The organism is Chryseobacterium sp. POL2 (assembly GCF_011058315.1).
Lineage (GTDB): Bacteria > Bacteroidota > Bacteroidia > Flavobacteriales > Weeksellaceae > Soonwooa.
Genome location: NZ_CP049298.1, coordinates 469,914 through 484,687, shown reverse-complemented (window position 1 = coordinate 484,687; position 14,774 = coordinate 469,914). Strand labels below are relative to the sequence as shown.

Genomic DNA, 14,774 nt, shown 5'->3' with positions numbered 1-14,774 from the left:
TGCGGGGTTAAGTCTGAGTTGAACTACTCTACTTTTTTAGTCGCAACTTGCTTTTCATATTGATTATTTTTGTAATTTAACAATCTGAAAAAGCAATTTGCTTCGTACAGTCTTTCTTGAACTTTTCGTTCTTCGAAAGCCCGCACTTCGCCAATACTTTTTCGTTGGTGGCAATGCTAAATCAACGTTTCGGATAAAATTCAACATTTCAATTTGAAACGACTGAAAATCATTCGCTACCGTAAAACGGGAAAGGCGAATGCAAAAACAAGTGGCACTTGACAAAATCAAATCTTTGGTGCAAAGGTTTGACGAACAAAAAGAATTTTACAAACGAACAGAATACAACGAAACCCAAACAAGACGGGATTTTATCGACCCTTTTTGGAAAGCGTTAGGTTGGGATATTGACAACGAAAACGGTTATGCAGAAAGTTATCGTGAAGTAATCCACGAAGACCGTGTAAAAGTTGGAGGAGCAACCAAAGCACCCGATTATTCTTTCCGATTGGTTGGAGGAAAAAGACTTTTCTTTTTGGAAGCAAAAAAACCGAGTGTTTCCATAAAAAGTGATATTCAACCAGCCTATCAAGTTCGCAGATATGGTTGGAGTGCCAAAATGCCGATTTCCATTATTACCGATTTTGAAGAATTTGCCATCTACGATTGCAACACAAAACCTAAACCCAACGACAAAGCCAGCAACGGAAGAATAAAATATCTGACATACGACAATTACATTTCGGAGTTTGATTTTATTTGGGACACATTTGCTAAAGAACGTGTTTTGCGTGGTAGTTTCGATAAATACATAACAAGCGACAAACACAAAAAAGGAACTTCAACAGTAGATAACGAATTTCTGCAATCGCTTGATAAATGGAGAAAAGAACTTGCCTTAAACATTGCTTTACGCAACAAAAATATTACTGAAGAAGAACTTAATTTTGTAGTTCAGCACACAATTGACCGCATTATTTTTCTTCGCATTGCGGAAGACAGAAGTGTGGAGCAGTATGGAGATTTGCAAACCGACATTAAAAGTGGAGACTTTTATCAAAACCTTTTATTCCGTTTTCATCAAGCCAACCAAAAATATAATTCCGGACTTTTCGACTTCGAGAAAGACAAAATAAGCAAAGAAATTTCCATTGATAACAAAGTTGTCAAAAGCATTATTTCCGAACTCTACTATCCTATTTGTCCTTATGAATTTTCGGTTTTATCGGTTGAGATTTTGGGAAGTGCTTACGAGCAATTTTTAGGAAAACAAATTTCACTTTCTGCAAACGGTCGGGCAATCATCGAAGAAAAACCAGAAGTACGAAAAGCAGGTGGAGTCTATTATACACCGCAATATATTGTTGATTACATTGTAGAAAACACCATCGGAAAACAAATACAAAATAAGACACCAAAAGAGATATCAAAACTGAAAGTCGTTGACCCTGCCTGCGGCAGTGGCAGTTTTTTGATTGGTGCTTATCAGTATTTGTTGGATTGGCACAAAGATTATTATTCCAACAATGGAAAACCGAGCAAAGGCAATAAAAACAATCCTTTGACACCACTTGGAGAACTCACGACAGCCGAGAAAAAACGTATTTTGCTTAACAACATTTACGGAGTGGATTTAGACAGTAACGCTGTGGAAGTTACCAAACTTTCGTTGCTTCTAAAATGTATGGAAGGTGAAACCAAAGAAACCATTGAAGCACAAACTAAACTGTTTCACGACCGTATTTTACCGACTTTGGACAACAACATTAAAAGCGGAAATTCTTTAATAGACCTTGATTACTACGACAACGAAATCGACTTTGGAGAAGAACGAAAAGTAAAACCTTTCTCGTGGCAAAAGGCATTTCCCGTAGTTTTTAAAAATGGTGGCTTTGATTGTGTAATTGGAAATCCGCCTTATGTTGTAATTGAGGGAGAATTTAGAAATGAAGAAACATTAAGCTACTTCAAATCGAATTACAAAAGTGCTTCCTATAAAATTGATTTGTACCATTTGTTTTTTGAAAAAGGTTTAGAACTTCTAAAACCAAATGGACAATTAGGATTTATTACACCAAGCAATTTTCTTGCAAACAACAATCTTTTGGGATTGCGTGAAACCATTTTGAATAATTCTTATATCGAAATGCTAAATGTAATTAACGGAAAAGTATTTGTTGGTGCTTCGGTTGATACAACCGTTTCGATTTTGGCAAAATCAAACAACAAAAAGAAATCAAAATTTATTCATTCGCAATGGAATAAAAACAGATTAGACGAAAATTCAAACGAAGAATTCAATCAAGATGTTTTCAATCAAAATGAAGGAAAAATGTTTGTTTCCACGAAAAAGAAAAGCAAATTGAACGCTAAAACTTTTGAACTTGGAACAAAATATTTTGTGAAATTCGGAATGCAACTTCGTGACAGAAAAAAGTTTGTAGCTGATGTTATTGATAATTCTCAAAATGATTTAATCACGGAATTTCACAGACCTTGCTACACAGGTAAAAATGTTCAAAAATGGAATATGCAATACAGCAATCTATTAGCATATTTCAATCGTGAAGCCAAACGTGGTGGATGTTGGGATGAAAATATGCACTATGCTAATCCAAAAATTATTGTACGACAAATTGGAGCTTATCCAATTTGTGCGTTGGACGAAAAAGGATATGCTTGTTTGAATACCGTTTTTATGATTGTTCCAAAATCTGAAACAAACATTGATTTAAAATTCGTTTTGGCTGTTCTGAACTCGAAATTTATTGCTGATTATTGGACTGAAAACTTTTCGGATTTACGCCAAACTTTTCCAAAAATAAAAGGAAGCTATTTAGAAAAACTACCTATTCCCGAAATCGGCAAAAACCAACAGAATCAACACAACGAAGTTGTAAAGCAAACAAATCAACTATTAAACCTGATTGAAGAACTGCAAAATACAACTTTACCAAACAGAATTGAGCTACTAAAAAACAGAATTGAATACACAGAAAACAAAATCAACGAATTAATTTACGAACTTTACGGAGCGAATTAAAGAATATCGAATAAATGGACGTTCAAAGTAAGGAATACAGAGAGCATAGAATTTTTACGGAACTTGACGAATATCAAGAATTTTATAAAGGAATTTCTTATACAATAATGAGTTTTGTAACAATGGGTACTAAATCAATTATAAACATTGATACCTATTCCTTTTCTTCGATGCAAGGAACAATTGATTCTATCAAAATGACATTAGCAAATGGTCGAATAAATGATGCATATGCCTTATTGCGAAAATACTATGACTCAACAATAATAAATATTTATGCTTCTTTATATCTACAGAATGAAGTAAGTCTTGAAAATTTCATAGTCAAAAAGATAGATAATTGGCTAAATGGTATTGAAGCAATACCTGAATACAGAATAATGTCATCATACATCCGAAATTCTGAAAAGTTTACAGAGTTAAATAAATTGTTACACAAAGACGAAAGATATAAAAGAATAAGAAAACGCTGTAATGACCACACTCATTATAACTTCTATCACAATGTATTACTAAATGATAATGAAATATATCTTCCCTATCGTATAAAAGCTTTATCTCAATATCAAAATGACATTAAAAATATTTTCATTTTACATTTGGCATATTTATTCTACTTAAATGAACATTATATGGCTTCGACTGACTATATTGACGCTTTAGAATGTGGGTTGACACCAGAAGAAAATTCACAATACTGGGTTGCACCTTTTATTCAAGAAATATTTGACAAAATCATTAAAACTAACAGACTAGATATAGCAAATCTTATTATCGAAAAAACTTGTATGAACTTAAAATAAAGCACAGCCACCAACACGGTATTGCCAAAAGCGGGGCTAAAGTGCTAAATTCAAAGTTTGTGCTTCTATCTCCGCCAAAAACGAATTTTATTCGTTTTTGTTTCTTAAATTTAACTCATAAAAATTCGTTTTGGCTCTCCTCGGTGCAAAATCAAACTTTCAGCTTCGATTTCCCCGCCTTCGGCAATACCCAAAACGTTAGCTTCAAGCTTTCCAAAAATGCCGTAATAATCAAATCAAAAAATATTAAATATGAATAAAATAATCAAATTAATTATATTTTCCATCGTTATAACTGCTTGTAGTAATGAAAACAGTAGAAAATCTGTAAATACAATTAATGTAGAAAATATAGATAAGGATTATAATGTAATTTCAACCACAAAATTGGTTACAGCAAATGCTAAAAAGACATATTCAGCAAAAAATAGAAAAAATACTCAATTCGAATTAGATATAAAATCAAGAAAAGAAAAAAACGAGAATTATAAAATAAAATTATCAGATAAGAAGATTTTAATTTGCGATTTAAATAATAATATAATTAAAGAATTTTCTGTTAAAAAAAAATGGACAGATGAAACAGGACCTTCGACTGTGTATGATCTGATAGATAAAAATGGAACTGAATATTCTTTGGATCATTATGTAGATTATAATAAGAAAGATTTTTTAGCATTTAGATTCAATAAATCTTTAGAAACATATACAAACGAATAATATATATAGTTTCATATTAAGCCTGCAGCTAACAGTGTATTGACAAAATGCGGGATTTTGTAAACGTTGAAATTTTGTAAAAATATTCCGCCGAATGCTTTTCAATTCTGCGATTTTTTGTAAGTTAGCAGAAGTGAAAAAGCATCGGCTACGTTTCTGAATTCTTGAACTTTCAGTCCTTCGAATTCCCGCACTTCGCCAATACTTTTTCCGTTATATGCAACCATATGCCAACATCGTCTACAATTGAAATGTTTAAAAATCAAGATTTAAGAACTGGTGGATTTTTTGAACTTTGCATTCAAGTTTCAGAAAGTTCAAAAAATGATATTGTTCAGAAATATTTTGATTTTTTTTGGAATCAACCAAATGTTGAAGGTCCATTTGATAATAACTTAAAGCCAATTAATAAAATAATTGATTACCGATTAGAAGGGATTTTAAATATTGAAAATGTAAAAATACCATTCATAAATTTTAATATAAAAGAAGAAAATCCAATTGAAACAGGATCTTATTGGTTTGACATCTCTTTCTACATTACAACTATTGAAAAACTATTTCAAATCGAACCGCAGAATTGGGACGAAAAAAGTAACTGTCCAAAAGAATTGTTAGAATATCTTTTACAGTTAATGAAAAAATTATACGAAATACATCCTTTTAAATTAGCTTTACTTGACTTTGAGATTTCAGGAGAATATCGTATTGAGGATTTGAAAAATTTAGACTTCGTAAATTGGTCTAATTCAATTTTATATATTGGAAAAGAAAACTTAGACAAAGTCAACGAAAAAAACTTAAAATATGTAAAAATATTGAATGAATAATATGGCTGCATATAACAAAGGTAACTGTTGCACAACTCCTTTTTTTTAGAAAATAGTTTTCAAAAACATGAAATTTTGACCTCTTTAGAAGCAATTTTAGAGAGGTTTTTTTTTAGTTGTAGTTCAAAATTCTAGAATTTGAATAGCTTAAAATCGAGTTTTTATAGACTGAAAAGGCGCGTTTTGAAAAAGCAAAGTTCTTCCCTTGTTTTAGAGATAGAACTTGGGCTAAAATACTTGGTTTTTTAATGGTAAAACGCATGTATTTCTTCAAGTTGTAGGTTAAACTTGCCATCAGTACATGTTTGTTTGCGTTTTTGATGCCTCGAGTGTTGACTCGTTTCATGTTGGTAAAGTTGATCAACGTTCCAATGACGGGTTCTACCGTTTTGCTTCGCACTCTAACCATTTTCTTGGCATATTTCTCGTTTTGGGTGAGTTTTTGATGCATACGGTCGTAATGTTCTTTGTGGATGCTGTCGTCTAGCTTTTTAAACTTGGTGCTTTTGCCACAGCATTGTTCTCTTAGTGGACAGTTTTTGCAATCTGTTTCACTGCTTCGGTACGTTCGTTTGGTGTAGCCTTTACTATCCATTTTTTCGCCTTTGAAAAGCAGTTTAGCTTGCTTACCTTCGGGTTTTGTGCATTGATAATAGTTTTCTTCTTTGTGGTAAGTAAAACCTTCTCGCTCTGATTTGTATTGTCCGAAGTTAGGGATGTAGGCGTTGATGTTTTTTTCGTGCAAATACGCCAATGCTTCGCCACTGCTGTAACCACCATCGGCTAAAAGTTCTTGTAATTCTATTCCGTTTTCCTTTAGGTTTTCTTCTGTGAGTTCTACAATTTGTTCTAAACACTGACTGTCGCGTTTATCCGCAAAATCTGAACACGCTCCTGTAATGACATGGTGCGCATCGTCAACTGCGATTTGTCCAAAATAATTTAATTGTCGCGCTTTGCCGGGTTTTACACTCACTCTAGCATCGCTATCTGTGGGAGAATAATGGGTGTGATTAGATAGGTATTTGGGACGGATGAGATTGCCGTTTTCATCTATCTGTCTACTATTGCTATTTGCTGGCATTCCTTTATACGCTTCTGCTTTCCAATCATGGTGGCGTTCAACGAGTTTCTTGCGGGTGGTAGTTACTTTGTATTCGCTGTTTTCTTCTAGTTCGTTTACAAAAGCACTGGCGTCTTCTAAAACTTCTTTCTCTACCAAGCTATCCATAGAAGCATTAGCTTTGATGAAAACGCTGTCCACCGCTTGTCGTTTACCACGAACCATATTTTTAGAAACGCACATTCTCAAGACTTCTTTAAACAAGTTTAAAAAGACTTCTTCGCCATACAAACCGCGAGTTCGGCTAATGGTACTGTGCCAAGGAAGCTGCTCATGTACATCATAACCTAAAAACAATCTTATCGACAAGCTATCACTACAAAAAGCTATCAACTGTCTATCTGAATTGATATTGTTTAAATATCCCACCAATAATATCTTAAAGAAAACAACAGGATCTATACTCTCCTGTCCTTCCTTACCATAATACTTTTGAGTTGCTTTATAAATGAAATCTAAATTGAGTTCGGATAACATTTTTCTATAAAAATTATCCTCTGGAACTAGGTCTAATAAATTGACCGAAACAAATAATTGTGGTGTAAAACTCTTCTTTCCTTGCATACATCAATTTACGAAATATCCCGTTTTTATACAAGTTTATTTGTATATTTGAGTTGTGCAACAAGCACAAAGGCTTGGCGAAATGCGGGATTAAGTGCTAAGTTGAACTTTTGTGTATATTCAATCGCCAAAAGCCAATTTTATTGGCTTTTTAATTATATTAGCAAATAGAAATTGGCTTTGGCTTAGTTTCGGTCTGAATTGAACTTTCGCTCAATTTAAGCCCGCACTTGCGCCAAGCCTCGAAACGTTATCTGCAACCAGATTTGACCAATATTACGTAAATAAATTTGGTTTAAATACCAAAACTTGGTATATTTGATTTTGAATATTAAATCAAATTGTTATGGCAAAAAATACTTCGATTTTATTGGGCGATTATTTCGACAATTTTATCAATTCACAAATTAAAAATGGAAAATATTCTTCCGCAAGTGAAGTTGTAAGAGCTGCTTTAAGAATGTTTGAACACGAGGAAGCTAAAAAATCTGAATTAATTAAAGAACTTAAAAAAGGTGAGAAATCCGGATTTTCGGCTAGTTTTAATCGAGAAACTTTCAAACAAAACTTACATCAAAAATATTCTGCTGAATAATGAATTACAAAATCAGTAAACAAGCAGAAATTGATTTAGAAAATATTTGGCTTTATACTTTTGAAGAATGGTCGATTGAACAAGCTGACTATTATTTTGACTTGATTATGGATGAAATCGAATATATTTCTAAAAATCCAAAATCGGGAAAAGATTATAACGAAATTAGGAAAGGATATTTTCGTTCTCGAGTAAAATCTCATTTTATATTTTACAGAATTAACTTTAAGGAAGAATGTATAGAAATTATCAGAATACTTCATCAACAAATGGATGTCGAATCTCACATAAATGATTAACTTACCGCAATTCTGGCTGCAGATAACATTGTATTGGCAAAATGCGGGGTTTAAGGCTAAATTGAACTATTTGTAATTTTTAGCCGCCAATATTTTCCAATTCCACATTTTTGCTTAACTTAGTTCCATTGAAAAAATATTGGCTACGACTGGTCTGAACTTGAACTTTCGTTCAAATTAAGCCCGCACTTCGCAAATACTTTTTCGTTAGTGGCAAGGCTAACGGAACTCTCGGCTAAAAATCAACATTTTGCCAAAATTCACAAATTCCGTTTAGACTTTGTTTGCTAACGGGACGGATGGCGGACAAAAAAGCAAGTAACAGAAATTTAACCAAAGCTAAAAACACAAAAAACGACGAATTTTACACACAATATTTCGATATTGAACGTGAAATAAATGCGTATTTGGAATACAATCCAAACGTATTTCGTGGCAAAACAATTTTACTTCCTTGTGATGACCCCGAATGGAGCAACTTTACGAAATTTTTTGCACAGAATTTTGAAAACTTTGGACTAAAAAAACTCATTAGCACAAGTTTTGCACCAGATAGTAAAACTTTCAAAGATGGTTATCAACCTACATTATTTGAGAAAAACAACCCACAATTTGACGAAAAGAAGACCATAACAAACGGCAAAATTTTTACGCTTACTAAAGACAAATCAGGAGACGGAAAAATTGATGTAAACGATTTGGAATGGGAATATCTAAAAGGCGATGGAGATTTTAAAAGTGAAGAAATTAAAAATCTTCGCAATGAATCGGATATTATTATTACCAATCCACCTTTTTCTTTGTTTCGAGAATTTTTGACATGGATAGTGGAAGCCGAAAAACAATTTGTAATCATCGGAAGTATGAACGCTATTACTTATAAAGAAGTTTTTCCGCTAATAAAAGAAAATAAAATGTGGTTAGGAAATGGCTTTAAAGCAGGAAATGCTTTTTTTTCTTCGCCTGTAAATAATGATTATGCTGATGGAGTTTTCAATCCTGATACAGGGCTTGTAAAGTTTAGAAATGTTGTTTGGTTTACCAACATTGACCACGGAAGACGACATCAACCTTTGCCTTTGATGTCAATGGCTGATAACATCAAATTCAGCAAACACAAAGAAGTTAAAAATATTGGTTATCAAGAATTTGATAATTACAATGCCATTAATGTACCATTTACTGATGCAATTCCAAATGATTATAAAGGTGCAATGGCAGTTCCTATAAGTTTTCTTGACAAATATTCGCCCGAACAATTTGAAATCATAAGCTCAAACGAAATTAGAAAAAATGAAAATGTTCCTTTCAAAGAACACGGTTTAATAAAAGACAAAGACGGAACTATAAGTGGTAAACCAACCTATGTAAGACTTGTAATAAAAAAAAGAAACTAAATGGAAACAACTTTACGAACAGAAATTACCATAAAAGATATTTGCGAAGGCTTTGTTTATAACGAATTGGAAGGAAAAGGTTTGTTTGGCTTATCGGGAACTTTAACCATTCAACCTGAATATCAACGAAACTATATTTATGCAGACGGAAAACGTGATGTTGCAGTTATAGAATCCATTTTGAAAGGCTATCCGCTTGGACTAATTTATTTCAACAAAGTGAAAGACAACAATTTTGAGGTTTTAGACGGACAGCAACGTATTACAAGTTTTGGACGTTTTGTAACCAACAAATTTGCAATAAAAGACCAAAACGGAATGGAGCAATATTTTTCGGGAATTGCAAAAGACAAACAAGACAAAATCTTAAACACAAAACTTTTGATTTACGAATGTGAAGGAACAGAAACCGAAATAAAAGAATGGTTTAGAACTATCAATATTGCAGGTGTTCCACTAAACAGTCAAGAACTTTTAAATGCAGTTTATTCTGGACCTTTCGTAACGCTTGCAAAAGAAGAATTTAGCAATAGTACAAATGCTAACATTCAAAAATGGAGTGCTTATGTTTCGGGAAGTGCCAACAGACAGGAGTTTTTAGAACGAGCTTTAGATTGGGTCAGTAAAGGAAACGTTGACAATTATATGAGTAAACATCGTTTTGACAACAACATTACGGAACTCAAAAATTATTTCAACAGCGTGATAGATTGGATTTCTTCCGTTTTTACAGATGTTGAAACCGAAATGCGAGGTTTGGAATGGGGACGACTTTACGAAACCTACAAAAAACAACCTTACGACCACAAAAAAGTTGCTGAGCAAGTTCGAGAACTTTACGCTGACAGTTATGTGAAAAACAGAAAAGGCGTTTTTGAGTTTATTCTTGGTGGTTCGACAGATACAAAACTTATTGAAGTTCGAGTTTTTGACGAAGCAACCAAAAAATCGGTTTACGCAAAACAAACAACCGAAGCAGAAAAAAATGGAATTTCAAATTGTCCTTTATGTGCAATCGGGCACGATTCTAACAAAACAAAAATTTGGAAACTCAACGAAATGGATGCAGACCACGTAACAGCTTGGAGTAAAGGCGGAGCAACTGACATTAAAAACTGTGAAATGCTTTGTAAAACACACAACCGAGCAAAAGGAAACAAATAACGTGAAAACAAAAGCCCAGCCACTAACATCGCATTGGCAAAATGGCGGGCTAACGGCTAAGTTGAAAGTTTTTACATATTTCGCCGCCGAATGTGTTCCACATTCAGCTTTTTTCTTTAATTTAGCTTCTGTGGAAACACATCGGCTACGTTCTCGCTAAATTGAACTTTTTGTCCAATTTATCCGCCACTTCGCCAATGCGTTTCCCGTTATATGCAATGCTACAAGCGCGGTTACAAAAGTCAAATTCATCAAAATTGAACTAAAAAAGCAACCGCATAAATTTCTTTCCCAACGTAAAATTTATTCTTTTTTTCAGCACCTTTTTTACCAACTCACATTAGCACATTTGCAAAAAGCCTTTGCTAGACCAACATCTTATTTTGCAAAAGAGCTAATTTTCTCATTTTAATTCTCTGAGCAAAAAGTTAATTTGCGAATTTCATTATAATTTCTATCTTTAGCAAGACAACCATACAAAATAAAAACCAATGAAAAATCTTTTCCTTTTATCACTCTTAACTATAGGACTTTTCACTGCCTGCAAAGACCGAGAACCCGATCCCAACGTCCTTCCACAAGCCACACAATCTGGCAAAAACACAGCCGGCGCGCTTGTAGATGGCAAAGTATGGGTGGCAACGACTGAATTTGTTTACCCACCCGGAACAGTTTGTGAAAATTTTGGTAATAAAACAAAAATCGTTCTTGATTTAAGAAAAATAAAGAATATGGGGCGTAACTCTATTGACATAAAAATAATAATTGAAAATTTGGAGTTAAACAAAACATATGAATTGAACCAAAATCCTGTTTCTGATTTTAATTATGCTATCTATACGAATAACGAAGGTATCAGTTATTCGACTCAACTTACTTCAGATTATACAGGAAAAATAAAAATTACGCGCATTGACTTGCAAAACCAAATCGTATCTGGTACTTTTGAGTTCAAAGCAATCGACCATAATGGGAATGTTGTAAATATCACCGACGGACGTTTCGATAAAAAATTCGACTAATCATCAAAAACATATTTTATGAAAACAAAACTCCTTTTGTGGGCAGTAATATTCTTACTGTCCAAACCTTTCTACGCACAAATTATCAATCAACAACAGATAGTAGTGCAACCAGATAATCCACAGGTAGAGCTCAATACTATTTTATTACCTTTTTCCGAACTCGACAAAACCAAAATAGGAACAGGATTATTACTGGATGCAGCAGTAGAATTTGCAGATCTCAGAAAATTCAATGGCACTCCTACGGACAGTTCTTTTACCACATCCAAAATCATCAATGATGTTTACAGTACGCTTGTAATGAGCAGGATTTCTTCCAATGGTGGAACATTAAAATCTCCCGCCAATTTTCAAACAGAGTGGTTTCAGGCACAGACCATAGACCTTATTCCCATTAGCGGAGCTTACTTCCGATACAATCAGTTTTCTGAAAGTAACCAAACTGCCTTTAGAAATATGGCTTCAAGCATTGCAAACCCTAGAACAATAGATATTACCATAGGATCTTTAACACTTACACCTCAAAATAAAATTAAGGATGTCTATACAAACGGAGTTTGGCAAAATCCTTATGAGATTAATAATGTATTTGCCATGGCTCCTATCGCTGGTAATCACAATAAGCTCAACTTCAATGTTGTGTTTCCTCCCACTTTGTTTTTAAGTAATTTCAGCAGTGAAGTTTCCAAAATGGAAGTCAAGTTCTCAGATACCGATAGTTTTCAATTAGTCGCTTTCGGACAAATGATGCCTGTACACTATACCACAGCAGGCGAATATACATAGACCTATAAATTAACTTTAACTAATGGGCAGATTTTATACTCAAAAAATAAGTTCTCAGTTACTTCAGATTTAGAAAAATATGTAGATGTCAATAGCCAATCCAGTGCTCAGACTAATCTTACTGCTGGCAACTATTGGAGAGTAGAATTAGAAAAATACCAATACTACATTCCATTTCCGCCAATGGTGGTCAACAAACCAAAATTAACGCTTTATATTAAATTAAAAGACGGTCAGACACAGATTACAAATCCTTTAATAGTTGCCGAAGGTTTTGATTCAGGGCACATTACAGCGCCAAGACAGGAAGCTGGAGATAACAATATCGAAACTTTTCTTTATAAAAATGGGATGAATTATGATTTAAGGACATATCTTACGGGCAATTATGACATCATCTACGTAGACTGGGGCATTGGTACCGACTATATACAAAACAATGCAGAGCTACTAAAAAAAGCAATCCGCTGGGTAAACCAAAACAAAGTAGGTACAGAAAAGAATGTAGTAATGGGACAAAGCATGGGTGGGCTCATTGCAAGATACGCGCTTAAAGATATGGAAGACCAAGGAGAAAATCATAACACCAAATTATTTATTTCTCATGATGCGCCTCATCTAGGAGCCAATACACCTCTTAGTATACAATATATGTTGCGTAATATTTCCAAGACATTTCTAAGTTCACCAATTGTTGCCGGACTTAACTATGTGTTTAGTCCTTTTTTTACAGGTGGGGCACCTTTCAGCGAAATTGCAACAATTGCAGATACACCCGCATCTAGACAAATGTTAATTAACTATGTCAACAACAATTATAATATCGATAATTCTATTCACAACACATGGCAAAGCCAACTAAAAGCTAAGGGATATCCTCAATTAACAAGAAACGTTGCAATCTCCAATGGTAGCGAGTGTGGCACAGATCAAAACTTAGAAGACTTAGTAACCATGCATCACAGCAGCAAAGGTTGGTTTGTAGATATTCTTGGCGCACTGATTGGCGGTGTAACATTAGATCCTGGGCAAATATTACTTTCTCTTATTCCTGGAGAATCTCGATATTATTATGATTTTGTTGCTCGTCCTATGATAACTCTTAATGAGTCTAAACAATTATATTACGGCAAAATTGTATATAAGAAAAAAATACTATGGGCTATTCCTGCGCAGAATACGCTCTTGTCTGGTAGTAGAAACCAACCTCAAAATGTACTTCCTATAGATAAGTATGGTGGTGGAAAATTTACATTTCCAAAATCATCGCTTCCACCATGGATTGGGAATCACATCGATGTACACGATTTTTCATTCGTACCGACTCCAAGCGCATTAGATTATAAATTTGGAAATTCTGCCCTTTCAGAAAGCGATTATCAAAAATCATATTCTCCTGTAGATGATAAACTTGACGTTCCGTTTGCCAATTTTGTAGCCGAACAAGTATTGAGTTATGGGGATGAAAACAACAATCATATTAATTTTAGTCCAAGAAATCGACAGTTTCTCATTGCTCAACTTTCAGGTAACAATCAAAACCAACCCATCACATCCTCTTATCTATGCGGTAGCAAAGTAAAAATAGGTGGAGAAAATCTACTTTGTGGGAGTAACATAGCAACTTACACCACAGGCTTTGCACCAACAATACAATGGTCTATACTGAACGGCTCTAACCTTATTGATATTAATGGACCTTCTAACCAACCTCAAATTTCATTCACACCCAAAACCAATGCAAATGGATTTGTAAAACTTCAAGCATATCTTTCAGGAGGGGGAGCAAGTAATACGGTAACTAAAGATATCTGGATAGGAAAACCATTTTTCGATGTCACTCAAATAGATAATCCCAATTATTATAACGAGTCACATTTTTATTTAGATGGTGGAGTAAATTTTCCAATAGAATCACAGGGTATAACCAATATTAAATGGACGAAAATTTCTTCAAACCCATCTACTGTAAGATTATTTGCCATGCAAAATCATCGGGAAGCTTGGGCGATAGGCGACAATAATTCATGGAATATGGATATAAAAGTTGAGGTAACTAATGCTTGTGGCACAACAGAATATTTTACAACAATAACACCACCTCCTACACTTCCTTGCGAAACATACTCTTTAGCAAAAGATAATACAACAGATAGTTATGCAATATTAAAAATTGTTGAACCACCATGTAATTTAAACAAAACAGTCACCTCAAAGCAAGGAGACCAATATCAGATTACTGTTGCTAATGGTATGGGGATAATAATAATTTCAAAAATAGGAGATGCTTTTGATTTACAAGGTTTCCCAACAGGGATGTATGTAATCAATATCTCAAAAGATAACCAAACCATTATCAATCAAACTTTAATGAAGAACTAATATAGTATGGCTTAACTTCTAAAATCGGATAGAATTTTCTATC

General features: G+C 33.8%; 12 protein-coding genes. 11 read left to right on the top strand and 1 reads right to left on the bottom strand.

Features of this window, described 5'->3' with window-relative positions:
* Positions 1 to 259 precede the first annotated feature (259 nt).
* The 4 genes from G6R40_RS02205 to G6R40_RS02190 all read left to right on the top strand — a co-directional run bounded on the left by G6R40_RS02205 (position 260) and on the right by G6R40_RS02190 (position 5,396).
* Positions 260 to 3,043 (top strand): Eco57I restriction-modification methylase domain-containing protein, encoded by a 2,784-nt coding sequence (locus G6R40_RS02205; RefSeq protein ID WP_165131144.1) that lies wholly within the window; start codon positions 260 to 262, stop codon positions 3,041 to 3,043.
* Between the two features lie 14 nt (positions 3,044 to 3,057).
* Positions 3,058 to 3,846, top strand: coding sequence for a hypothetical protein (locus G6R40_RS02200; RefSeq protein ID WP_165131142.1), 789 nt, complete (start codon positions 3,058 to 3,060; stop codon positions 3,844 to 3,846).
* A gap of 252 nt (positions 3,847 to 4,098) precedes the next feature.
* Positions 4,099 to 4,566: a hypothetical protein gene (locus G6R40_RS02195; protein WP_165131140.1), complete on the top strand. Its 468-nt coding sequence runs from the start codon at positions 4,099 to 4,101 to the stop codon at positions 4,564 to 4,566.
* A 251-nt stretch (positions 4,567 to 4,817) separates the two neighbouring features.
* Positions 4,818 to 5,396, top strand: a complete 579-nt coding sequence (locus G6R40_RS02190) for a hypothetical protein (RefSeq protein WP_165131138.1) — start codon at positions 4,818 to 4,820, stop codon at positions 5,394 to 5,396.
* A 112-nt stretch (positions 5,397 to 5,508) separates the two neighbouring features.
* Here the strand turns inward: G6R40_RS02190 and G6R40_RS02185 are convergent, their stop codons facing one another.
* Positions 5,509 to 7,083, bottom strand: a complete 1,575-nt coding sequence (locus G6R40_RS02185; RefSeq protein ID WP_165131100.1) for an IS1182 family transposase — start codon at positions 7,081 to 7,083, stop codon at positions 5,509 to 5,511.
* 346 nt (positions 7,084 to 7,429) lie between these two features.
* Between G6R40_RS02185 and G6R40_RS02180 the strand changes: the two genes are divergently transcribed.
* From G6R40_RS02180 to G6R40_RS02150, 7 genes are all read left to right on the top strand, one after another.
* Complete coding sequence (locus G6R40_RS02180; RefSeq protein WP_165131136.1) at positions 7,430 to 7,678, top strand: type II toxin-antitoxin system ParD family antitoxin; 249 nt, start codon at positions 7,430 to 7,432, stop codon at positions 7,676 to 7,678.
* Positions 7,678 to 7,977 (top strand): type II toxin-antitoxin system RelE/ParE family toxin, encoded by a 300-nt coding sequence (locus tag G6R40_RS02175; RefSeq protein WP_165131134.1) that lies wholly within the window; start codon positions 7,678 to 7,680, stop codon positions 7,975 to 7,977. The genes G6R40_RS02180 and G6R40_RS02175 overlap by 1 nt, the downstream gene beginning before the upstream one ends.
* 299 nt (positions 7,978 to 8,276) lie before the next feature.
* Positions 8,277 to 9,374, top strand: a complete 1,098-nt coding sequence (locus G6R40_RS02170) for an adenine-specific methyltransferase EcoRI family protein (protein WP_165131132.1) — start codon at positions 8,277 to 8,279, stop codon at positions 9,372 to 9,374.
* The gene (locus tag G6R40_RS02165) at positions 9,375 to 10,538 is read left to right on the top strand and encodes an HNH endonuclease family protein (protein ID WP_165131130.1); all 1,164 of its coding nucleotides are present in this window, start codon (positions 9,375 to 9,377) and stop codon (positions 10,536 to 10,538) included.
* A 491-nt stretch (positions 10,539 to 11,029) separates the two neighbouring features.
* Complete coding sequence (locus G6R40_RS02160; RefSeq protein WP_165131128.1) at positions 11,030 to 11,560, top strand: DUF6252 family protein; 531 nt, start codon at positions 11,030 to 11,032, stop codon at positions 11,558 to 11,560.
* An 18-nt stretch (positions 11,561 to 11,578) separates the two neighbouring features.
* Positions 11,579 to 12,349 (top strand): hypothetical protein, encoded by a 771-nt coding sequence (locus tag G6R40_RS02155; RefSeq protein ID WP_165131126.1) that lies wholly within the window; start codon positions 11,579 to 11,581, stop codon positions 12,347 to 12,349.
* Positions 12,350 to 12,532: 183 nt separating this feature from the next.
* Complete coding sequence (locus tag G6R40_RS02150) at positions 12,533 to 14,731, top strand: esterase/lipase family protein (protein WP_165131124.1); 2,199 nt, start codon at positions 12,533 to 12,535, stop codon at positions 14,729 to 14,731.
* Positions 14,732 to 14,774 lie beyond the last annotated feature (43 nt).